General features: G+C 60.9%; 17 protein-coding genes. 5 read left to right on the top strand and 12 right to left on the bottom strand.

Annotated features, from left to right (window positions below; genetic code table 11):
• Nucleotides 1–23: 23 nt before the first annotated feature.
• From CMV14_RS07125 to CMV14_RS07100, 6 genes are all read right to left on the bottom strand, one after another.
• Nucleotides 24–923 carry an alpha/beta hydrolase gene (locus tag CMV14_RS07125; protein ID WP_139114683.1) on the bottom strand — a complete coding sequence of 300 codons (900 nt, stop codon included), beginning with the start codon at nucleotides 921–923 and terminating at the stop codon, nucleotides 24–26.
• A complete protein-coding gene (locus tag CMV14_RS07120) occupies nucleotides 916–2586 on the bottom strand; it encodes an FAD-dependent monooxygenase (RefSeq protein ID WP_083215712.1) in 1671 nt (556 codons plus the stop codon). Before CMV14_RS07120 ends, CMV14_RS07125 begins: the two co-directional genes overlap by 8 nt.
• Before the next feature lie 74 nt (nucleotides 2587–2660).
• Nucleotides 2661–4388, bottom strand: a complete 1728-nt coding sequence (locus tag CMV14_RS07115) for an N-acyl-D-amino-acid deacylase family protein (RefSeq protein WP_066960583.1) — start codon at nucleotides 4386–4388, stop codon at nucleotides 2661–2663.
• On the bottom strand, nucleotides 4381–5667 hold the full coding sequence (locus CMV14_RS07110) for an MFS transporter (RefSeq protein WP_176489008.1): 1287 nt from the start codon (nucleotides 5665–5667) through the stop codon (nucleotides 4381–4383). Before CMV14_RS07110 ends, CMV14_RS07115 begins: the two co-directional genes overlap by 8 nt.
• A 92-nt stretch (nucleotides 5668–5759) precedes the next feature.
• Nucleotides 5760–7472, bottom strand: coding sequence for an N-acyl-D-amino-acid deacylase family protein (locus CMV14_RS07105; RefSeq protein WP_066960589.1), 1713 nt, complete (start codon nucleotides 7470–7472; stop codon nucleotides 5760–5762).
• Between the two features lie 16 nt (nucleotides 7473–7488).
• The gene (locus tag CMV14_RS07100; protein WP_176489009.1) at nucleotides 7489–9792 is read right to left on the bottom strand and encodes a TonB-dependent receptor; all 2304 of its coding nucleotides are present in this window, start codon (nucleotides 9790–9792) and stop codon (nucleotides 7489–7491) included.
• Between the two features lie 116 nt (nucleotides 9793–9908).
• Between CMV14_RS07100 and CMV14_RS07095 the strand changes: the two genes are divergently transcribed.
• The 4 genes from CMV14_RS07095 (at nucleotide 9909) to CMV14_RS07080 (ending at nucleotide 13138) form a co-directional block, all read left to right on the top strand.
• A complete protein-coding gene (locus CMV14_RS07095; RefSeq protein ID WP_066960596.1) occupies nucleotides 9909–10538 on the top strand; it encodes a VOC family protein in 630 nt (209 codons plus the stop codon).
• Between the two features lie 9 nt (nucleotides 10539–10547).
• Nucleotides 10548–11231: a sulfite exporter TauE/SafE family protein gene (locus CMV14_RS07090; protein ID WP_238147219.1), complete on the top strand. Its 684-nt coding sequence runs from the start codon at nucleotides 10548–10550 to the stop codon at nucleotides 11229–11231.
• Nucleotides 11232–11380: 149 nt separating this feature from the next.
• The gene (locus CMV14_RS07085; RefSeq protein ID WP_066960599.1) at nucleotides 11381–12250 is read left to right on the top strand and encodes a fumarylacetoacetate hydrolase family protein; all 870 of its coding nucleotides are present in this window, start codon (nucleotides 11381–11383) and stop codon (nucleotides 12248–12250) included.
• Between the two features lie 141 nt (nucleotides 12251–12391).
• Nucleotides 12392–13138 (top strand): IclR family transcriptional regulator, encoded by a 747-nt coding sequence (locus tag CMV14_RS07080; RefSeq protein ID WP_066960603.1) that lies wholly within the window; start codon nucleotides 12392–12394, stop codon nucleotides 13136–13138.
• Nucleotides 13139–13162: 24 nt separating this feature from the next.
• Here CMV14_RS07080 and CMV14_RS07075 read toward each other — a convergent pair whose 3' ends face one another.
• The 5 genes from CMV14_RS07075 to CMV14_RS07055 all read right to left on the bottom strand — a co-directional run bounded on the left by CMV14_RS07075 (nucleotide 13163) and on the right by CMV14_RS07055 (nucleotide 18350).
• Nucleotides 13163–14005, bottom strand: a complete 843-nt coding sequence (locus tag CMV14_RS07075; protein ID WP_066960606.1) for an SDR family oxidoreductase — start codon at nucleotides 14003–14005, stop codon at nucleotides 13163–13165.
• Nucleotides 14002–14883, bottom strand: coding sequence for an alpha/beta fold hydrolase (locus CMV14_RS07070; RefSeq protein WP_083215714.1), 882 nt, complete (start codon nucleotides 14881–14883; stop codon nucleotides 14002–14004). Before CMV14_RS07070 ends, CMV14_RS07075 begins: the two co-directional genes overlap by 4 nt.
• The gene (locus CMV14_RS07065; RefSeq protein ID WP_083215715.1) at nucleotides 14880–15773 is read right to left on the bottom strand and encodes an amidohydrolase family protein; all 894 of its coding nucleotides are present in this window, start codon (nucleotides 15771–15773) and stop codon (nucleotides 14880–14882) included. Before CMV14_RS07065 ends, CMV14_RS07070 begins: the two co-directional genes overlap by 4 nt.
• A gap of 10 nt (nucleotides 15774–15783) precedes the next feature.
• Nucleotides 15784–17427, bottom strand: a complete 1644-nt coding sequence (locus CMV14_RS07060; protein WP_238147285.1) for a thiamine pyrophosphate-binding protein — start codon at nucleotides 17425–17427, stop codon at nucleotides 15784–15786.
• A gap of 143 nt (nucleotides 17428–17570) precedes the next feature.
• On the bottom strand, nucleotides 17571–18350 hold the full coding sequence (locus CMV14_RS07055) for a 2-keto-4-pentenoate hydratase (RefSeq protein ID WP_066960612.1): 780 nt from the start codon (nucleotides 18348–18350) through the stop codon (nucleotides 17571–17573).
• Between the two features lie 139 nt (nucleotides 18351–18489).
• Between CMV14_RS07055 and CMV14_RS07050 the strand changes: the two genes are divergently transcribed.
• Nucleotides 18490–20076: a GMC family oxidoreductase gene (locus CMV14_RS07050; RefSeq protein ID WP_066960615.1), complete on the top strand. Its 1587-nt coding sequence runs from the start codon at nucleotides 18490–18492 to the stop codon at nucleotides 20074–20076.
• A gap of 45 nt (nucleotides 20077–20121) precedes the next feature.
• Here CMV14_RS07050 and CMV14_RS07045 read toward each other — a convergent pair whose 3' ends face one another.
• Nucleotides 20122–21339: a CaiB/BaiF CoA transferase family protein gene (locus CMV14_RS07045; protein ID WP_066960618.1), complete on the bottom strand. Its 1218-nt coding sequence runs from the start codon at nucleotides 21337–21339 to the stop codon at nucleotides 20122–20124.
• Between the last annotated feature and the right edge of the window lie 10 nt (nucleotides 21340–21349).

Raw genomic sequence — 21349 nt, 5'->3', positions numbered from 1 at the left:
AAGCGCACAAGCGAACGATCCGTTCAGCTTCGCGGAGGAGCCGTATGCTCCAGCACAAAATCGCCGATCTGGTCGAGAGCTGCCGCCGATTCCGGTAGAGTCGGATGGACCGTGGTGAACATCATGGGCGCATCGAAGACCCGCAGGTCCAAGCGCCCTCCGGCTGCTTGGTATAGCGAAACGAATCGCTCCGCCTCCAGCCCATCGAAGCTTCCATCCGGATCGCGATAGTCGTGAACGTCGTCTCCGCTGGCGCGTATCCAAAGCGCGGGTGGAAGCGTCACCGGCTCCCCGCGATCGAGGATGAGCATCGGGTTAGCCTCAGCCATCCGCTCCTCGGTCCGCCAATATCCATCATGGCATTGAACAATATCCCTGGCCCAGTAAGGCGGCTCGACATCAAGGCATTTCATCTGGGCAAACCGGTAGCGGCTCAGTGGATTGATGACCGGCCACAGCATCACAACCGCGCGGACGCTGGCATCCGGCTGGGACAGGTCACCGGGCAGCATGAGCGCTGCGTATTCGGATCGGGAGGATCGCATCGCAGTGAGCATCGCCAGATGACCGCCGGTTGAGTTGCCCGACAGGGCGATGCGATCGGGGTCGACACCAAACGCATCCGAATTCCGCTTAAGCCAACGGATCGCGTAATTAATGTCCTGCACGCTGGCTGGGTGCGGGTGGTCCGCGCCCTGGCGAAAATCAATCGCCATCACAAAGATTCCGCGTGCCGCCAGCGCCTCGTGCAGATGCCGGCCGCGGGTCCGGTCGAACTTGGACCACGCACCGCCATGGACCTCGATCACTGCCGCACCGCGATCTACGGCGGCAGGACGGTATAGTCTAGCGAGCAGGCCCAGATCGCCGTGGCGAAGATACTCAACATCCTCGACGTCAAAGGACACTTTCTGCTCAAGCATGCTCGACCTCCTGTCCCCCTGCCTCGGCCACACCCCGCCCCATCTTCCGCTGCCGCCGATTGTCCGCTGCCCCACGCACGAGGTCGACCAGTCCGAGCGGATCTTTTGGTGCAACGTCCCCTCGCCAGGCTACATGTCCGTCCGGCCGCACCAGCACGAGCCGGTTTTCATAGAGAGTGCGAGCATCGGGATCGGCGATGTCGACCACTGATATCGGCAACTTGCGCCGCGCTGCCGCAACCTCAAGCTCCTCCAACCCGATACTTCGATCGAACCGCACCATGACGAATCCACGGCCGAACCGATCGAGAATAGACTCGCCTGGGTTCATCCAGAAATGCGGTGCCCGCGCGCCCGGCCATGTCGTCGGCAAATAAAGCATGTGATCATCGGGCGGCTCCAGCGTTCCGTCATCCGCACAGATCGGCGAAGCTGCATAGCGATAGCCGAGTTGAATCCCCTCGGTCGCGAACTCGCGAAGGCGTAACGCGTGCAGTCGGTTCGCCAGAGCGGCGCGCGCGATTTCACCCTCGGCACCCTCGCGATCGAGCGCCGGATCCGGAACGATAGCTGCGTCAAGACGGCGATTAATCGATGCCTCGTTGACGTTGCGAATGGCGACCGGCCGCCGTTCAGCCTCATAGCTGTCGAGGATTTCCGGAGCGGCCCAGCCGTCGAGGACGGCGGCAAGTTTCCAGCCAAGATCGATGGCGTCACCAATTCCGGTATTCGCCCCGAAGCCCCCTTTGGGCCAACGTAGATGGGCGGCGTCGCCCGCCAGGAAAATGTTGCCGCGGCGATAATGCTTCGCGACGACCCGGTGCCCTGCCCAGGACTGCGCCTTCAATATCTCGCAGGACCTGCCCGGCAGCACGCGATTCAGCACATCGCGAGCGTCGGGGCTGACCTCCTCATCGGTGTAGATGGACAGACGCCAAAGATCCGTACCATTAACGACCGTCAAATATGGTTTACCCTCGCTGTTCACGGTGTGTAGCTGGGTGATGCTGACGCCGTAATGCCGGCTCAGGGCCGCATCCAGTTCGGCGCAACGGAAGAAGATGGCAAAATTCCAGCCTTGCGCGAAAGACCCCTCTAGGTCGATATCGAGCGCCCGCCTCACCACGCTGCGGGCGCCATCGCAGCCTACGAGATAGCGTGCGGCCACAGTAAACTGGTACCCGTCCTTCTCTAAAAGCGATTCTACTCCATCTCCCGTATCGTGGAATCGGATCAGACGAGCTCCGAAGCGGATATCGCAGGACGGAAGAGCTTCCGCCTGGGCGCGCAACGCCCGATCGAAATCCATTTTCGGCATGATGAGCGTCCCCTCCGGCGTGGCAGCCGAAGATGTCGGTTCATCCGCATTGGATTCTTTCTCGAATGTGGCCAGCGCGCGACCGAACATCGATGTGGCGAATACGATCGACTTCTTGCGATCCGGCGGGAAACCGCCCGAATAGCGGACGCGGTCAGCCAGCCCCCAGCGTCGCAGATGTTCCATTGTCCGGGAGAAGATATTTTCCCCGGCCGGAAAGGGAATCTCACCCTGACCCTCATCTATCAGCATGCAGCGGATACCACGCCAGCCCAGTTCGTTAGCGAGAGCCAGACCAGTCGGCCCGCCGCCGACAATCAGAACTGGTACGGTTAGAGTTTCCATCGAGACGCCTTTTTGACACTACGACGACGTCGTAGACCGACCTTCGTAAATTTATCAATAGAGTAATATATTATCTATATGATAGAGAGATTGCCTGCTCGAACTAATTTTCCTGGCATGCGACCGGTGTGTTCCCCATGTTCGAAGGTAATCTGGCCAGCAACAATCGTAGCCCTGTAGCCGCGCGAGCGTTGCACCAGCCGGCGGCCACCGGCAGGCAAATCATATTTCATTTCCGGCAAGCCAAGCGTGAGCTTGTCGAGATCGATGACGTTGATGTCAGCACGTCGCCCTGGGACAAGCGCGCCACGATCGTACAGCCCATAGAAATGGGCCGTTTCGGACGTCTGCATCTGAACGACGCGCTCCAGCGGCAAACGGGGGCCACGGATACGGTCCCGTGCCCAATGGCTGATCATGTAGCTAGGCAGGCTGGCATCTACGATCGAACCACAATGCGCGCCCGCGTCGCTGAGGCCAAGGATTGTCCCCTCATCCTCGATCATAGCGCGGATCACTTCGTGGTCACCTTCCGCATAACCCGAAATCGGAAAGAACAGGAACGAGTCTTCGGAAGCGGTGATCACGTCATAAGCGACATCCTCCGGCATACGCCCCTGTTGCGCGGCAATGGCTGCGACGCTGTTTTCGGGCCCGGGTTCGTAATCCAGCTCATCGCCCATCACGAACAGCAGATCCCATCTCTCCGTGATCACCTGGCGGAGAGCCGAAAAACGCGCGAGGAGCGCGGGAGAAGGCGAATCCGCAAGGATTTTGGCCCGGACATCCGGGCAGCGAAGCTGCTTGAGCCGCTCGCCGACTGGCAATTGCAGCAGCGGCTCATAGCTGGGCCGGATCGAAAAGGGATTCAGCTCGGTATCGATGCCGAGCAGCACACCCACCGGCCGGCCTCCGACCATCGCGTGGACATGTCCGCCCTTTTCCCGGGAATGTTGCACCCGGCGCAACATTTTCCGCCAACCGGCTGGATCGCGGGTGCTTTGTCCCAAAAGGAAGTAAACGGGCCGCCCCGTCCGGATCGACAGGTCCGTCATCCACGCGAATTCGTCGTCGACGTCGTCGAAATCGGTCAGCATGCCGAACGCGCCATGGCCTACGGCACCCAATGCCAGACCGATCTCGACGAGTTCATCCCGCTCGGCATTGCGCGCCGGCACCATTTCGCCCGCGCGTGTCTTGTGCGCATTCGTTCGCGATGTCGTGAAGCCAAACGCGCCGGCCCGAAGAGCCTCCTCGGTCAGTTCGCGCATCCGAGCGATGTCTTCACCGGTCGCCGGCTCCCGGCGCAGACCGCGCTCACCCATTACGTAGACGCGCAAGGCATGGTGCGGGACCTGCGCGCCAATATCGAAGGCTCTCGGCAAACGCTCCAGAACGTCAAGATATTCGGGGAAGGTTTGCCATTGCCAATCGAGGCCTGCGGCAAGCGTCAAGCCGGGTATCTCCTCTACGCCCTCCATCAATTCGATCAGCCGCTGCCGGTGCTCCGCCCGCACCGGCGCGAAGCCGACGCCGCAATTTCCGAACAGCGCCGTAGTTACGCCATGCCAGCAAGATGGCACCAGCATCGCGTCCCAAGTTGCCTGACCGTCATAATGGGTGTGGATGTCGACAAACCCCGGCGTGACGATCAGGCCATTGGCATCGATCCTTTCCCGTGCGGGCCCAGCCGTACCGCCCACCGATATGAGCCGCCCTTCGGAGATAGCGATATCGCCGCGATAGGCGGGAGTACCCAGACCGTCGACGATCGTTCCGCCGCTGATAACCAGATCATGCATGGTCGATATTCCTCTGCGAGGAAGTCCAGAAAGCTTCATTCCGCAAACTTTGCCGATAGGAGCCGAGCGCCCCTGCTCCCAGGAGAGCCGATCCGATCAATGCAACTGGCGGCACAACCGCCAGCGATATCCAGATCGACTTCTCGTCGTGCAGCACGAAATCGGTGAACAGGGCGACCGCAGTGGTGCCGAAGCCGATCCCGCAGACGTTGGAGACCGCCAGGCTGGTCGCAGTGGCCGTTCCGCGCATCCGATTGGGCATGATCTCGAGGAGGGCCGGCGTGACGGTAACCGAGGTGAAGGTACCGAAGAAGGTGAGCGGCGCCAGCATCGCCAGGGCAAGTTCCGGCGTAGGCATTAGCGGAAAGGCGACCGCGAAAGGCAGCATAAGAGCACCGGCACTGGCCTGAATCCGTACCCGGCCATTCTCGAAACGGGTTCGGGACCAGTCGCCGAGCAAACCTCCAACGATGATTCCCGCAGATCCGCACAGGACCAGGATCAATCCATAGGCGTGGCCGATCTCGGGCGCCGACCAGCCATAGACCCGGATAAAAAGAGTGGGCACCCAGCCCTGCACAGCATAGACTGCGGTCGCGATCAGCCCGTGGCAGAAGATCAGGCAGGCCAAGGTGCGCCCATTCTGCCGGAAATAGGCAACAACCTGGCCGAGCGGAATGGCGGTGCCTCCCTTGGCCCAGGTGCCACGCCGCGGCGGTTCGGGCAGCAGCAGGATCAGCGGCGTCATGATCAGGCCGGGTAGCGCCACGACGAGGAAGACCGCCTGCCAGCCTCGCACGGCTCCGACGATGGGCAGGACGATATCCGTGCCATCCTTGACCAGGCCGGTCACGATCCCACCGATGACCAGCGCCAGCCCGGATCCGACATAAAGGCCGGTGGCGAACACCGCGAGGGCGATACCGCGCCGCTTCGGGGGAAAGGAATCGGCGAGCAGCGAATAGGCCGCCGGCGCCAGCGCCGCCTCCCCCAGACCGACGCCGACACGGCAGGCGAACAGCCCCAAGAAACTGCGGACCAGCCCACAACCGGCAGTCATCATGCTCCAAAAAGCAATTCCGGTGGCTGCGACACGTGTTCGGCGGCGAAGATCAACGATCCGCCCCATGGGCACACTGGCCGTCACGTAGAGAATCGTGAAGGCGAGCCCCTGGAGCAGGCTGATCTCCGTGTCGGTAAGATCGAGATCGCGCTTGATCGGCTCAACCAGCAGCGAAAGTACGTTCCGATCCAGGAAGGAGACGACATAGGCCGCCATCAGCATTGCAACGAGGAGCCAACTGGCCCCGGCCGGAGGATAGGGTGCGTCATCTGCGGGGACAGGGGCCGGCCGCGTAGTGGGTGGAAGCTTCATGCCGCGCGCACCAGACGCCCCGGCAATGCGCCGGTATGTTCGCCCCGCTCGAAGGTGGGCACGCCCCCCGCCACGGTCGCGACATAGCCCCTCGCCTTCTGGATGAGCCGACGGCCTTGCGCCGGGAGGTCGTGGACGACCTCCGGGGCCTCCAGGGTCAACGAGGGCAGATCGATCACGTTGAGATCGGCCCGAAGGCCAGGTTTCAGGGCGCCACGATCATGAAAACCATAAAATCCAGCCGTGGCGGAGGTCTGCATCCGAACCACCTGCTCGAGGCCGAGCCGCGGCCCGCGCGACCGGTCCCGACTCCAGTGAGTGAGCATGAACGTCGGCAGGCTCGCGTCTACGATCATGCCGCAATGCGCGCCCGCGTCGCCCAGACCAAGGATAGCGCCATCGGCCTGCAGGAGCTCCGCGATGACATCGTGATCACCCTGGGTGTAGCCGGTCGTCGGATAGAAGAGGAAATGCTCAGCCGAATTCGCCAGATAGTCGTAAGCCACCTCATCAGGCAGCCGGTTCGTGGCTCGGGCGATCGCGGCCACGCTTTTGTCAGGCGAAGGCTCATAGTCGAGCGTTTCACCCATGACGTACATCCTGTCCCAGCCGGTCGCGATCTCCCAAAGAAGCGGCGCCGCCGTTTCGCGAAAACTCGCCGGCACCGCATCGGCCAGGATTCGGGCACGCGTGGCGGGCTTACGCATTTCGGTCAGTCGATCGTCCGGTGACATATCCAGCAGCGCTTGATAGCTCGGCCGCATCGAAAAGGGGTTGATGCTGGTATTGGCCGCGAGGAGCACGCCGACCGGACGGCCAGCCACCTCTGCGAAGATCGGCAAGCCCTTGACGCGCGATTGCCGCATATGTTCGGCGAGGCGCCGCCAGCGATCGGGATCGGATGGATGATCGGTCAGCAGGAACCAGGCCGGACAGCCATTCTCCCGGACCAACCGCTCGAGCCAGGCAAACTCGGCCGTTTCGTCTACGAAATCGCTCATCATTCCGAATACACCACGTCCAACGCGGCCGAAGGCGCGACCGATGCCGAGCAATTCCTCGACATCGGCATTCTGCCCGGGAACCAGATCACCCTTCACAGTACGATGCGACTGGGTGCGCGAGGTGGTGAAGCCGAACGCACCCGCACGCAATGCTTCCTCGGTGAGGCGGAACATCGCCGCAATGTCCTCGGCCGTGGCTCGTTCGCGCCTAAGGCCCCTTTCGCCCATCACATAGACACGCAACGGGTGATGGGGGATTTGCGCGGCGACGTCCATCACCCGGGGCAGTCGATCGAGCGCGTTGAGATATTCGGGAAAGCTTTCCCAATCCCATTTCAAACCCTCGGCCAGGGTGATACCGGGAATATCCTCGACACCCTCCATCAGTTCGATCAGCGGCCCGCGATGTTCAGGCCGCACCGGCGCAAAGCCGACACCGCAATTGCCGAACAGCGCTGTCGTCACCCCATGCCAGCAGGACGGCGACATGAGCGGATCCCAAGTCGCCTGACCGTCATAATGGGTGTGGATATCCACGAATCCCGGCGTGACGATGGCACCGCTCGCATCGATCTCGCGCCGGGCGGGGCCTGCCCGCCCGGAAACCGCAGTCAGGATGCCGCCGTCGATTGCGACATCGCCACCATAAGCGGGTTTGCCAGTTCCATCGACGATGGTGCCGCCACGAACGACGAGATCATGCATGATCCGCCTCTCCCTATCAGAACTTGAAGCCAACGCTGGCTAGTATCTGCCGGGGATCGGCATAATAATAGCTGCTGCTGGTGGTCCCGATGATCCGCTGGTTGTCGGTGCAATTACGGCATTCCACCGACAGCCGCAGCCCGTTGTCCATCGTGAAGCCCGCCGACAGATTCAGAACCTCGAAGGGGCCCGAATAGCCCTTGATAGGTGTGACCTGGTTGGTGGCGAGACGCCAGGAACCTGATTGGTAGCGGAAATCAGCAGTAAGGCTGAAATGCCCTGCCAGCCCATCCGCCGGGATTTCATAGGTCGCGCCGATATTGAAGGTTCGCGCCGGCAGGTAGACCAACTTATTGGTGAGATCGACACCCTTGACGAACACACCTGCGGCGGTGGTGAAGGACGCGGCATCGGGATTCACCCGGTGATAATGCCCCCCCTGTACCGCCGCACCGCCGAACAGCTCAAGATTGCGGAATGGTACCGCGGTGAATTCCAGCTCCAGGCCCCGGGTGCGAATGTCGCCGGTATTCTTGGTAACAGGCAGCGGCGCACCGTTCGCGACCAGGAAATTAGGCGCGCTATACGAAAGCTGGAGATTGTCGGTGAGCTGATAGAAAGCATCGCCCGAAAGCGTCAGTCGCCGATCTAACAGTTCTACCTTACCGCCGATCTCGTAGGTGCGCGTCTTTTCCGGCTTGAGTGAATTGGATGTGGCAGGCGTCGGCCCGAGATTGAAGCCGCCCGATTTGAAGCCCTGTGAATAGCTCGCATAATACATCTGCGAGCCCGATGGTTTCCATCGAATGATCGCCTTGGGAGTCAGGATCGAGCTTTTTAGCTTGGTGTCGACGCCGTAGCGAACCAGATCGGCGGTAAGCGGGCCGCCGGCGGCGAGCCCTCCAAGACTGACCGGAACGGCATCCAGCGTTTTCTTCTCGGCCGTGTAGCGAGCGCCGCCGGTCAAGGTCAGCGTGGGTGTCAGCTCGAAGTCGAATTGAGCATAACCGGCAAAGCTATCCACCTTCTGGATGCCACGCCGCGTCGTATAATAGCCGCGCTGGCCATTCGGGCATACCACCTGACCATCGCCGAAGCTGCCCGGAGAGCAGGTGACCACCCGATTAGCCGTTGCACTGAGAATGAAGTCATCCTTCTCGGTGAGATAGAAGAGCCCCGCGACATAGGTCAGCCTGTCTTCGACAAGCTTGCCGGTAATCTTCACTTCCTGGGTGAAGTTGTCACCGCGCAAGTCGCCGATCTGATAGGCGGGGACCGGCGTCGCTGTGGTGCTGGTGAGCGAAAGACCCGAGCCGTCATAAACGAAGGGCGAGTGGAACTCGTTATAGCCCGTGATCAGGCTGAGATCAGCGCCGCCCAGATCGATTGCGAGATTTGAGGCCAGGCTTGTCGAATAGACGTTGCCGCGCAGCCCCCTGTTCGCGAGCGCATCCGCAACCACGTCATTGGTGCCCCCCGTGAGAACGCCCTCAAGCCGGGTGATTTTGGGCTGGCCGGCGAAGGAGCGAATTTCGAGCCCGTATGACCGCGAATGTTCAGCCGAGGCATCCCATGTGATACCGTCCGAAGGCAAAAGGCGAATGGCAACGCGACCGCCATAAAGCTTCTTGCCCATAAGCTTGTCGCCTCTGGTGAGGTTGGTCAGCCAGCCATCTGCTTTATCATAGAAGCCGGTCGCCCGGATCATGAAGCTGTCGGACAGCGGCACATTGATCATCCCTCGCAGGATGTGCTCGTCATAGCTTCCGTAGGTGACGCTAACATCCCCTTGGAATTCGGGCGACGGCTTCTTGGTGGTGATACTCAGTGCGCCACCGGTAGAGTTGCGTCCGAAGGTCGTGCCTTGAGGACCACGCAATACTTCGATCCGGTCAATATCCGAGAAATTAGTGGTGGAATTATTCTGCCTCGGCCGCAGGACTTCGTCGACGTAGTTGGATACGGCAGGGTCGAGAAAAGCCATGGGGCTTGTGGTGCCCAAGCCGCGCAAGAACATGAAAGTGCCGCCACGCAGCCCGTTCGTGGGCGAGCCGTACATGTTGGGCACCGCCGTAACCACATCAGTCGTGTTCATGATGCTGCGCCGCGCCATCTGATCGCCCGTGATGGCAGAGATGGCCAGCGGCACATCCTGCAACCGCTCGGAACGGCGCGTCGCGGTGACAACGATATCCTCGACGGTATCCCGCGCCACTACCGCGGCGGCCTGCCCGGGAGCGGCACCCTGACCGTAAGCAGGCAGTGCAAGAACAAGTGTCGAGACGCCACAAAACAGGCTGGCAGGCGAAATGAGCTTCATCGAATCCCCTCCGGTTAACGCCATCGGCCCACAGCTGCCCCGTGGTGCCAGATTGACACCTACGATTCGTTATCTTATGAATAACATGTTGTCTATAAAATTATGTGAGAGGACTCATGAGAGGCAATCAGCCTTTGAATGTGATGAAGGAGCTGCACGGCATAGTAGCCGACTTGGCTAAGCCATCCTGCACGGAAGTGGTTCTTCAGACCGGCCGTTTCGACGAGGCTAAAGCTTGGTACGAGGCGGTGTTCGGACTCGATTGGTTCATGGTGAATACACCTGAGGTGATGGCAACCGACATCCCGCTTTCGGGAAAGCCGCAGGTCAGGGCCGCTGATGTGAGATCGTGCTTCGCCGCTCTGGAAGGCGGCTTTACACTCGCTCTATTCGAACTGCCCGGCATGTCACTTGGCCCGACAAGCGATCCGGGCCTGAACCATATCCAGTTCAAATACCACGATCTGGAGCGCTTGGTCGCCCAAGTGGAAACTCTCGCCGTTCATGGTGTGACGCCTCATCGAACGTCCAATCATGGGCCGATCACCAGCTTTTATTATCGGGATCCCGACCAAAACATCGTCGAGTTGTGCGTCAATAATTATGACAGCCACGCCGAGTTTGTCGCCTTTACGCGTTCCCCTGAGTTTCAGGCCAATCCTTCCGGCATAGAACTTGATCACGAGGACTTCCTGCGCCGCTATCGCGCTGGGGCCACGAGAGACGAACTCCGCCGCTTGTCCTAAGGGGGGTTTATGGACTTTTCTATCGTTTCACCCGCTGAACTGGTGATTTTCGCCTGTGCGATGATCGGAGCCGGACTAGTCGGCGGTGTCGTCGCAGGGATGTTGGGCGTTGGCGGCGGGATCGTCATCGTGCCCGTGCTCTACTATCTGCTGGGTCTGTTGGGCTTCGACCCCGACGTGCAGATGCATGTGGCGACCGGTACATCGCTAGCGACAATCATTCCGACGTCCTTCTCGTCGATACGATCGCATAATGCGAAGGGTGCAGTCGATCATTCGCTGGTGCGTAGCTGGATGGCTCCGATGGTTTTTGGGGTACTGATAGGGAGCATCGTTTCTGGATTCGTCGGCGGCCATGCGCTGGCGGCGGTATTCGGGATAGTTGCATTGCCCGTAGCTATTCACCTCGTGGCGGGCCGTGAACCACATTTAAAGGATGAGCCCCCTCGAGGAGGGCTGCAGTACGCCATTCCTACCTTCATCGGGACAGTCTCAACAATGATGGGCATTGGCGGCGGAACGGTGGGCGTACCGATCATGACGATGTTCGGTTTTCCCATACATCGGGCCGTCGGAACCGCTTCCGTATTCGGAGCGATCATATCCGTCCCGGGCACAATCGGCGCGATTCTGGCGGGGGGTGCCGCGACTAACCTGCCACCCGCATCCCTCGGTTATGTGAATTTGCGCTGATCGCACCGGCATCCTTCGTTATGGCGCCATACGGAGCGCGGATCGCCCACAGCTTGGATCGCAAAAAACTGCGCCTCGTCTTTGGCCTTTTTCTGGCCCTTACCGCAGCAAAGATGCTGCTCAACACCTTTCACTAAGAGGTATCATCCATGCAAATCGCCGCTTTCGAGCGACACGGCACAGAAGCCATCGGGGTTGTCGTGTCAGACGGGATCGTCGATCTCTCGCCCAGACTTCCCGAGGCCGCGACCATCATCGAGGTAATTACGCGCTGGAGCGAATATCACTCGCTCTTCGCAAGCGCAGCCCGCGGCCCCGCCGATTTTGCCTTGGCCGACGTGCGCCTGCTTGCGCCGGTCCCGCGGCCAAGCAAGATCCTGGCGATCGGCCTCAATTATGCTGATCATGTCAGAGAAACCGGCCTTCCCATGCCGAAAGCCCAGATTTGGTTTTCAAAACATGGCAATGGCATCAACGCACCTTTTGGGAGCATCGAAAAGCCGCCCGTGTCGGATGCCCTGGACTATGAAGCCGAACTCGTCGCTATCATCGGCAAACGCTGCCGCAACGTTCCCAAGGCGCGCGCAAAGGAAGTCATCTTCGGCTATTGCGTCGGCAATGACGTATCGGTCCGTGACTGGCAGTTGCGATCGCCTCAATGGATGATCGGAAAATCGTTCGATAGCCACGCACCGATTGGCCCGTGGATAACGACCGCCGATCAATTCCAACCGGAAGGGCAGAGCATCACGGCATCGGTCAACGGCGAGCTGCGCCAGCGATCGACCCTGGATCAGTTGATTTTTGACTGTACCGACCAGATCGCGGAACTCAGCCAGGCGATGACGCTTGAACCAGGGGATCTGATCTTCACCGGCACACCCGGCGGCGTCGGCATGGGTTTCCAGCCGCCCCGTTATCTCGCGGTAGGAGATGTCGTCCGTGTGGAGATAGAAGGGCTGGGAGCGATCGAGAATCATGTGGTGCCCGGCTCAGGCGCGACGATGATCGCCTGGTAATCCATGCTGGCAGATCCGGCGCGCATGCACTACAGCCGCGCTTAAGCGTAGGCGCATAAAGGCTGACAGGCAGTGGCTTCAGGAGATGGTGAGGGCAAGGTCCCACATGGGGTACAATCCGCGCGCGCGGCACTGCGGATCATGAGCGCTCTGCTGAACGGCCGAGAACCGGTGCCGCTGGCACAGATCGCTGCCCATGTGCAGATGGCGCCAAGCAACGTCTATCGCTATCTGGTCAGTTTCGGCGAAGGCGGGCTCACTGTTCAGGATCCAACAAGCGGCCGTTATGGCCTAGGACCCCTTGCCGTGCAGCTAGGGCTGGAAGCATTGCGCCGCATGGATGGCATGGAGATCGCCCTGCGAGCATTGGAAGAAGCGCGGTCGCTCCCGAATATCAGCGGCATCCATCTGAATGTGTGGGGCACCGCAGGAACAACCGTGGTGCGCTGGATCAGCGGTGCAGGGGGCTCGATCTCTTTGCGGATCGGCGAAGGTACCGTCCTGCCGTTGGCGACGTCGGCCACGGGGCGGCTGTGGGCCGCACTCACGGCGCCCGCTGCGATCGAGCCGCTTCTGAGCGCCGAGATCGCTCAATTAGCTCGCGAACGAAAAATAACAGCCTCCAAACTTAATGCCGATCTCAGCATAGCCTTCGAGGAGATCAAGCGCATCCGCCTGTCTTTTTCATCGGGGGAGCAGCATTTCGGATTCGACGCCATCGCGGCGCCGATATTCGATCGCTTCGGTGAAATGGTCTTTTCGATGACCGCCATTGGCAATCCGACGCAAGCGGATTTACGCGCAGACGGTAACATAGCCGCCAGATTGAGAGAGCTGTGCTCTCTGGCATCCGGCCAGCTCGGTTTTACGACCTGGAACGATACCTAATCGCCTCGCATCCCGTTGAGATGATTATTTCAACTCCGGATCATCTTCGTCTACAAAGATATCCGCCTGCAGAGTTTCGATCGGATTATACCGATATTTATCAAGATCAACCTGGCCTTCTTCGCGTAGAACTTCATCGTCAAAGAAAAAGCGGCCCGAGCAAGATCGGGCCGGCCTACAGAAAATTGCATATGCCGCATCGGCCATGATTTCCGGCCTGCGCGACCGCCGCATCAACGGCTCGCCGCCTAGTGCAAACTGGACAGCTGCCGTCGCGACAGTTGTTCTCGGCCAGAGTGCATTGCAGGCGATGCCGTCGGACTTGAGTTCCTCAGCCAATCCGAACATCACCATCGACATGCCATATTTGCTGATTGTGTAAGGCAGATGCTGTGCGAACCAGTCGGCTCTCATGGCCAACGGGGGCGACAGCGCCAGGATATGAGGATTTGAGGCAGCGCGCAGATAGGGCAGGCAGGCGCGAGACACGATGAAAGTTCCGCGCATGTTGATCTGCTGTATCAGATCGAAGCGCTTGATCTCGATAGCTTCTGTGCTGGACAGGTCTATGGCCGACGCATTGTTCACGCAGATGTCGATGCCGCCGAAATGAGCTGCAGCCGTCGCAACCGCTCTTTCTACCGCCTCGGCATCACGGACGTCGAGTGCCAGGGGCAGAGCCCGCCCACCCGCCTGTTCGATGGCGTCAGCGGCGGTGAAGATCGTCCCTTCCAGCTTGGGATGCGCCTCGGTGGTCTTGGCGGCGATGACGATATTCGCGCCGTCCGCGGCTGCGCGAAGGGCGATGGCCTTGCCAATCCCGCGGCTCCCCCCGGTTATGAGGAGGGTTTTTCCAGCCAATGTCATACCTGATCTCCTCTCAGTGGTTCGGTTCGCCACGGCGATGATCGGCCGCTTTCCACATCCTCTAGGAAACGCACGACAATCTCTGTGCAACTGTCGGGATGCGATGCCGCGAGATGATAGGAATCGGTGTCGATGACGCAAATCTTGCGCTTGTCCGGCACCGCTCGCTGCCAGCCGATGAGTTCATCGGGCGAGAACAAGCCGTGGGACGACGTCAGAAGAAGAGTGGGGATCGAAATCTGGTCGAGTAATGGACGCACATCTATGGTCGCTACCATCGGCATAAATCCCAGCAACGTATTCGCAGGTGTGCGACTCATCAGATCGATCCACCATTGAACCTCGATCTCACCCATCGAGGCTCCCATCCTGCCGGCAGTCGTTTCGCGCACCCAGCTTTCAACACCGTCGCTACCGATTTGGGCAACCGCGGCGGATAGCTGGTCGCTTCTTTCGACCATGGAAAGAGGAGCGCCGATCGCGGTGACGCTGAGCAAGCGTTCCGGCCGCCGAGCCGCGAAATCCAGCGCCAAGGTTCCCCCGATCTTCGCGCCTACGAGGTGAACGCTGTCGAGTTCGAGCTGATCGAGCAACGTCTCTAAATCGTCCTCGAGCTTCGTGAGACTCCAAGTAAAATCGGCGGATACTGGCGATGAAAGGCCAAATCCGCGATGATCGGGGCGAATGACGCGCCACCGGCGGGAAAATGCAGGGCTCCAAGCGCGCCAGAGAAGGCCGGATTCCGCAAGCCCATGGAGGAAGACTATGCTTCCCGCCTGCACCCAGGGATCGGTAAAATCATCGATTGCGACATGTAGGATAGCGCCATCCGGCATGGCCATCCGGTGATCGGTTTGGGGCCGGCCCATCGAATTCATGGTCGCGCGTCCTTTGTGGCTCGGAACAGCTTCCGGGGGTTATGTACTAGGATAAGCTCCTGCCGGGCGTTGCACGTGCAATCGGCCAGGAAATCAAGAACCGCTTCCGTGCCAGGCGTGGCATCGGGGAGCCCGATATGGGGCCAGTCGCTGCCCCAGAGAATTTGCTCGGGCGCGACATCGATTAGTGAGCGAGCGAGCGGCACGACATCCGCGAAGGGCGGCCCCTGCTTCGATAGCCGATTGAGCGCCGAAAGCTTAAGGTAGACATGGTCGTATCGGACCAGCCGCAGCAGGCAATCAAGGATGCCACCTGTCGCCCCATCCGTCAGATCCATCCAACCGAGATGATCGATCACGACAGGCAGGCGGAGCGAGGCGAGGCGCGCTTCCAGTAGAGGGTAGAGCCGTCCGGGCCCGGCAAGCTGCAGGAACCAGCCTCGCTCGGCACAGAGCGTCGCGATCGACTCCAGGTCCGCCATCGCGGCGCCGTCACCATATATATCGAATAGCCTGGCCCCGATGACGCCGGCATCGCGCAGAAGGTCAAGTTCGGCTGGCGCCATTTCGGCGTTGACTACGGCAACCCCCGACAGTCGGCTTGGATAGGCCCGCAATCCGTTCAGCAGGATATGATGGTCATGGCCATGTACTGTAGGCTGGACGATCATGCCATGTTGGATGCCAAGCTGATCGAGCAATCCTATGTAGTCATGAACGGTCGCTTCCGGCGCCGTGAACAGGCGAGTGGCAGACTGAGTTGTTGCCGGGCCGACCAGATGGGCGTGCATGTCCCACGCGCCCGCCGGAGGAATCACGCGTTTCGGTCGTCCTGTCGGTCGCCATGCTGCACAAAGGGGCGGCTCCGTTTTCACTTCATTGCCCAACATCGCTGCTGCTCTACATCCCGATGGAAGCCAGCCGCTCTTCGGCTACCGCTCGCCATGCCGTAAGCGTCATCGTGGGGGTCAGCGCATCGGGGTCAACGATGATGTCGATCAGCGCCGGCCCGCCACAGGCGATCGCGCGGCCGAAGGCGGGGGCGAATTCCTCGGTTGAGCGCACAGTTTCGCCATGCGCGCCGAACCCTCGCGCGATCGCGGCGAAATCAGGGCCGGCAAGATCGGTTGCGATCACACGGCCCGGGAAATCGCGCTCTTGATGCAGGCGAATTGTGCCCAGCATGCCATTGTTGACAATAAGGATGATCACTGCCGCGCGATATTTTACGGCAGTCGCTATCTCCTGCATCGACATCATCAGGCAGCCATCGCCAGCAAAGGCGATCACCGCACGCTCGGGATGGTGAAGCTTGGCAGCGATTGCCGCGGGTAATCCATATCCCATGGACCCGCACGTAGGCGCGAGCATTGTTCCTAGTCCCCGGTACCGATAATATCGATTGGGCCAGGACGCATAGTTCCCGGCGCCATTGGTAATTATGCTGTCGGCAGGCAGCCGGTCCCGCAGCCACCTCATGATGTCGCCCATTTGAACGTGCCCAGGGATCGCTGGCACTTCAGTCCATGCCAGATATGCCGCCCGAAGCGCTTCGCATGGGATGCTCGACCTTATCCCTTCAGGTTCCATCGCCGCCAGGGAGCGGGCCATCGACCGGACTCCCGCCTGTATCGCGAGCGCCGGACGGTAGACCCGGCCCAGTTCTTCGGCCGATGGATGGATATGGACGATCGGCTGGCGCGGCTCGGGAATATCGATCAGTTTGTAGCCGGCCGTGGTCACCTCACCCAGCCGGGCTCCCAATATGATAAGGAGATCGCTGGCCTCGACCTCTTCCACCAGCGCAGGGCCGGGTCCGATACCGAGGTCGCCGACATAGCAGGGATGGGCATTGTCCATCAGGCCCTGGCACCGGAAGGAAACCGCCACCGGGATTTTCCAACGTTCGGCGAACGACCTGACATCGTCGCACGCCCCGACATCCCATCCGCCGCCGCCCAGCAGCAGCAGCGGCCTGCGCGCTTTCGCAAGCAACTGCAGCAGCCGGTCAGCATCAGCAGCATCAACGCCAGGTTCGCTGGGTTGATAGCGCAGAGCAGGCTGCCGCTTCACCGGCTCCGCCAGCATATCTTCGGGCAGCGCCAGGACGACCGGGCCGCGCCGACCGGAGGTCGCGGTGGCGAATGCCCTGCCCAAGAGTTCCGCCAGTCGATCGCCTTCGTCGATCTGGGCGACCCATTTGGCGAGCGGACGGAACATCTCCCGGAATTCGATTTCCTGAAAGGCTTCGCGGCCCATCGCCTGGCGATCGACCTGCCCGATGAACAGGATCATGGGTGTCGAATCCTGCGCCGCGACATGAACGCCGCAGCTGGCATTGGTTGCACCTGGGCCTCGGGTGACGAAGCAGATTCCCGGCTCTCCGGTCAATTTGCCGTGGGCTTCGGCCATCATCGCGGCACCACCTTCGTTACGGCAGGTGATGATCTCGATCTCGGGCACGTCGACCAGCGCATCCAGCACTGGCAGGAAGCTTTCGCCGGGTACGGTGAAAATGCGGGTCACGCCCTGCCGGCGAAGCATTTCGACCAGGAAGTGCCCCCCGGTGGGCAGGGCCTGACTGTCTCTCGCGCCTGACAATAACTCGGACATTCAAGATCCTCTTCTTTTTCTGAATGCGCGCTTCGTCCTTGCTCGCCAGGAGAAAGCGACGCACGTGCCAGCCGTCATGGGATGCGATGGAAATCCACCGCGATGCGCCCCAGGCTCGAGAAATCAGCGCGCGCGCGCGCCTCCGATCCGTCAAGCATGACCGGTCTGGTCATGGCGCCGGTGATCACGACACTACCGGCCTCCAGCATCCCTCCGGCCCGCGCCAAGGTGTCGGCGACGAACCGCACCGAATCCATGGGATCGCCCATCACCAGCGCGCCCGATCCGGAAATCTCAGCGCCGTCATCGACCACAAGCGTCACCTGTTCCAAAACAAGATCGATCATGGCCGGGTCGCAGACCGGCGCACCCAGCACTACATGGCCGCCGATCTTGTTTGCCACGATCCACTGTGCCCGGCTCCAGCCGCTGCGCCGCTCCAGCATCGGTACGATCTCGAAAGAAGGCATCAGCGCTTCGATCATATCCCGAACGGCGTCGCGATCGACTCCGCCCGGGCAATCCCGTCCGAGGCGAACCGCGATCTCCGCTTCGAGCAGCGTCGCACCGGACAAGGGGACCACATCACCTGAAGCAAGCATGTGATCCTGGCGCAGCGTTCCTACCCGGGGTCCCCCAGGGGCATCAGGCGCCGTGTAGGCCGCCTTGTAACCGATCACCGGGTCGCCACGCCGCCCCCGGTGAGCCGCGAGTTGAACCTGCAGAGCGTAGGCCTGCCGATCATCCAAGGATGAGAGCCCCTGCCAGATCTCGCTGACGGCCGAAACGCCATCGATCTGCGCCTCGATTGCCTCGAGGCGGGCCTCCGAAAATGTTTCCAACTGGGCTGTCATAATGCGAATTTGGTGCGCGCAATGTCCTGTTCGCGCAAGCCCGACGGGGTTCTCACAGCCGGCCTGGACAGCAAAGCCACATCTGTGTTTTTCAACGCCCTGGGTTCTTGAACGCGGGTTCCTCGGATAGTCGACCTCAATGACGAAAACTGGAGAGACCTTCGATTTCATCATTGTCGGTGGGGGAAGCGCAGGATGTGTGCTCGCCAATCGCCTGACGGCCGATGGCACCTATTCGGTGCTGCTGCTGGAGGCGGGGGGGCGGGACCTCGATCCGCTGATCCATGTGCCTCTCGGCCTGGGCAAGCTCCAGGATTGGCGACTCCACGACTGGGGCTATGATAGCCTTCCCGAAACCAGTCTCACAGGCCAGCGCGTCCCGCTCATCAGGGGGAAGACGCTAGGTGGATCGAGTTCGGTCAATTTCATGGCTTATACGCGCGGCCATCCGAATGACTATGATCGTTGGGCTGGCGAAGGCGCTCCCGGATGGTCGTTTGAGGACGTCCTGCCTTATTTCAAGCGAGCCGAGACATGGGAAGGCGGGGAGGATTTCTGGCGGGGAGGCTCCGGACCGCTGCATACATGCTCAGGCGCTAGTCGGGATCCGTTGCTGGCCGCCTGGCTCGAAGCAGGCAAAGCTGCCGGATTTCCTGAAAGCCATGACATTAATGGCGCGGACGCCGAAGGCTTCGGCTGGATGCAATTCACCTTGCGCAATGGCTATCGCCACTCCACGGCACGCGCCTATCTGAAACCGGCAGCGGGAAGACCAAGGCTTACGGTTCTTCCCCGGTCACTCGTGACAGAAATACTGTTCGAAGGGAATCGCGCGACGGGTATTTCCTATCGCCGTCGCGACAAGCTGAGGAAGGCATTTGCTCGACGCGAAGTGATTCTGAGTGCCGGTGCCATCAATACCCCCCTTCTGCTGATGCGTTCCGGCATCGGGCCAGCGGACCATCTTCGCGCCTTCGACATCGCCGTCCGAACGAATCTGCCCGTCGGCCAGGACTTACAGGATCATCCTGGCGCCTTCTTTTCGTGGCGCCGCCGACAACCCGGACCGTTCCACGGGTTGATGCGCGCCGACCGGATCGGCAGAGCCATGATCCAGGCCTATCTTCGCGGCACTGGCCCCGCCACCATGCTGCCGGGCGCCTGCGCCTTCATCAAAACGGACAAGGGCTTGTCTTGCCCGGACACTGAGATCATTTTTCGCGGATCAAGCCTCCAGCCTCATATCTGGTTTCCTGGCGTGCGCAGCGCGTTCGAAGATAGCTTCTCCGTCCGCCCCGTGCTACTGCGACCGAAAAGCCGCGGATGGGTGCGACTCCGATCACGCGACCCCCGTGTCGCGCCGGCCATCCAGCTCAATTTCCTATCGAATCCGGAGGATTTGGATAGCCTCGTCAAAGCCAGCCGCATCGCGCTGGACGTGGTGGAAACGGCGCCATTCGCGCCCTTTCGCGGCGCGCCCATCGACCCCGCCGAACGCTCTAGCGAAACGCAGATCGCGTCGTGGATCCGCCAGACGACAGGAACCATCAACCATGCGTGCGGAACAGCGGGCATGGGCCGTGTTCTGGACCCTGAGCTACGGGTTCATGGCGTTGACAATCTTCGGGTCGTGGATGCATCCGCGATGCCCAGCATCGTGGGTGCGCACATCAATGCATGCGTCATCATGATGGCGGAAAAAGCTTCCGATCTGCTTCTGGCCTAGGCAGTGGTGGGACCGGGCGCGCATGCGCCGTCGCGGCCGAGACTATTAGCTGTCAACCCTACCGCCATCTTCAAGCTCCGCCAGAATCTCTTGCGTGTGCTCGCCCAGCATCGGCGGATGGCGGTAAATGCTCGCCGGCGTCCTGGAAAACCGGACGGGCGGCTTGACCTGCCGATAGAGCCCGATCTCCGGATGATCGAAGGATTGGAAGAAGTCGACCGCTGCGAGCTGAGGATCTGACGGCAGATCGTCGAGGCGGTTCACCAGCGTGGCCGGAATGGAGAGCGGCTGAAGGATGTCGAGCCACTCCCGCGACGTTTTCTGAGCTGCCGCCCGTTCGACCAGCCCGTAAAGCTCACGAGCGTTTTTCACGCGGTTCGGATGTCCGATGAAGCGCGGGTCTGATCGGGTTCCTTCATCGAAGCCCGCCGCCGCGAAGAAGGCTTCCCAATGCCGATCGGTATAGGGCAGCAAGCTGATATAGCCGTCCTTCGTGCGGAATGGTTTGCGATTGGGGTTGACGATCCTGTCATAGGCCCAGTCGCCGGTGGGAGGGATAAAGGTCTGATTGTAAAGATGCTCCACAAGCAGGAAGCTGGTCACCGCCTCCATCATCGGAACCTCGATGAACTGCCCCTCCCCTGTACGTTCCCGATGAAGAAGTGCGGCGCTCACGGCCTGCGCGAAGAACAGGCCCGACACCTTGTCGGCAATAAGGGTCGGCATCATGCGAGGCGTGGGATCGCCATCCACCCGTGAAAGGATATCGGTGAACCCCGAAGCGGACTGGATGAGATCGTCATAGGCCGGCTCGCCGGCACGCGGACCGTCCGACCCGAACCCGGCGGCGTGGGCATAGACGATATCCGGTCGGATCGCCGCCGCGTCCTCATAGCTTAGGCCGAGCCGGACCATTCCGTCATAACGGACGGAGGTGGCCAGCACATCGCACCAGGCTACCAGGCCTCTAAGCGTGTCGCGGGCCGAATCCTGCCGGAGGTCAAGCAGAAGCGATCGCTTGTTCCGGTTGATCATCAAGAAAATCGGCCCCATGCCAGGTTTAGCCCCTTCCGGAGGCGCACCGGCCCAGCGCATGATATCACCGCCACGCTCGCTGCCGTCTCCGGGATATTCGAGCTTGATCACGTCGGCGCCCTGATCGGCGAGTATCTGAGTGCCGTAAGCGCCATTGACCACGCTGGTCAGGTCGAGGATGCGAATGCCCGACAGCGGTCCGCTCGGCTTATCGTTCAGGCTGGTCATCGTCGGGGCT

This window comes from Rhizorhabdus dicambivorans (assembly GCF_002355275.1).
GTDB lineage: Bacteria > Pseudomonadota > Alphaproteobacteria > Sphingomonadales > Sphingomonadaceae > Rhizorhabdus > Rhizorhabdus dicambivorans.
The sequence above is the reverse complement of the archived record's forward strand: the minus strand, read 5'-3'. Positions and strand labels throughout refer to the sequence as shown.

Excerpts from the sequence above, each read along its gene's own strand:
- CMV14_RS07105 (WP_066960589.1), bottom strand. The coding sequence starts at position 7,472 with ATGCATGATCTCGTCGTTCGTGGCGGCACCATCGTCGATGGAACTGGC.
- CMV14_RS07110 (WP_176489008.1), bottom strand. The coding sequence starts at position 5,667 with ATGGCGGCCTATGTCGTCTCCTTCCTGGATCGGAACGTACTTTCGCTG.
- CMV14_RS07120 (WP_083215712.1), bottom strand. The coding sequence starts at position 2,586 with ATGGAAACTCTAACCGTACCAGTTCTGATTGTCGGCGGCGGGCCGACT.
- CMV14_RS07050 (WP_066960615.1), top strand. The coding sequence starts at position 18,490 with ATGACGAAAACTGGAGAGACCTTCGATTTCATCATTGTCGGTGGGGGA.
- CMV14_RS07125 (WP_139114683.1), bottom strand. The coding sequence starts at position 923 with ATGCTTGAGCAGAAAGTGTCCTTTGACGTCGAGGATGTTGAGTATCTT.
- CMV14_RS07060 (WP_238147285.1), bottom strand. The coding sequence starts at position 17,427 with ATGCTTCGCCGGCAGGGCGTGACCCGCATTTTCACCGTACCCGGCGAA.
- CMV14_RS07095 (WP_066960596.1), top strand. The coding sequence starts at position 9,909 with ATGAGAGGCAATCAGCCTTTGAATGTGATGAAGGAGCTGCACGGCATA.
- CMV14_RS07075 (WP_066960606.1), bottom strand. The coding sequence starts at position 14,005 with ATGACATTGGCTGGAAAAACCCTCCTCATAACCGGGGGGAGCCGCGGG.
- CMV14_RS07090 (WP_238147219.1), top strand. The coding sequence starts at position 10,548 with ATGGACTTTTCTATCGTTTCACCCGCTGAACTGGTGATTTTCGCCTGT.
- CMV14_RS07100 (WP_176489009.1), bottom strand. The coding sequence starts at position 9,792 with ATGAAGCTCATTTCGCCTGCCAGCCTGTTTTGTGGCGTCTCGACACTT.
- CMV14_RS07080 (WP_066960603.1), top strand. The coding sequence starts at position 12,392 with ATGAGCGCTCTGCTGAACGGCCGAGAACCGGTGCCGCTGGCACAGATC.
- CMV14_RS07065 (WP_083215715.1), bottom strand. The coding sequence starts at position 15,773 with ATGTTGGGCAATGAAGTGAAAACGGAGCCGCCCCTTTGTGCAGCATGG.
- CMV14_RS07045 (WP_066960618.1), bottom strand. The coding sequence starts at position 21,339 with ATGACCAGCCTGAACGATAAGCCGAGCGGACCGCTGTCGGGCATTCGC.
- CMV14_RS07070 (WP_083215714.1), bottom strand. The coding sequence starts at position 14,883 with ATGAATTCGATGGGCCGGCCCCAAACCGATCACCGGATGGCCATGCCG.
- CMV14_RS07055 (WP_066960612.1), bottom strand. The coding sequence starts at position 18,350 with ATGACAGCCCAGTTGGAAACATTTTCGGAGGCCCGCCTCGAGGCAATC.
- CMV14_RS07085 (WP_066960599.1), top strand. The coding sequence starts at position 11,381 with ATGCAAATCGCCGCTTTCGAGCGACACGGCACAGAAGCCATCGGGGTT.
- CMV14_RS07115 (WP_066960583.1), bottom strand. The coding sequence starts at position 4,388 with ATGCATGATCTGGTTATCAGCGGCGGAACGATCGTCGACGGTCTGGGT.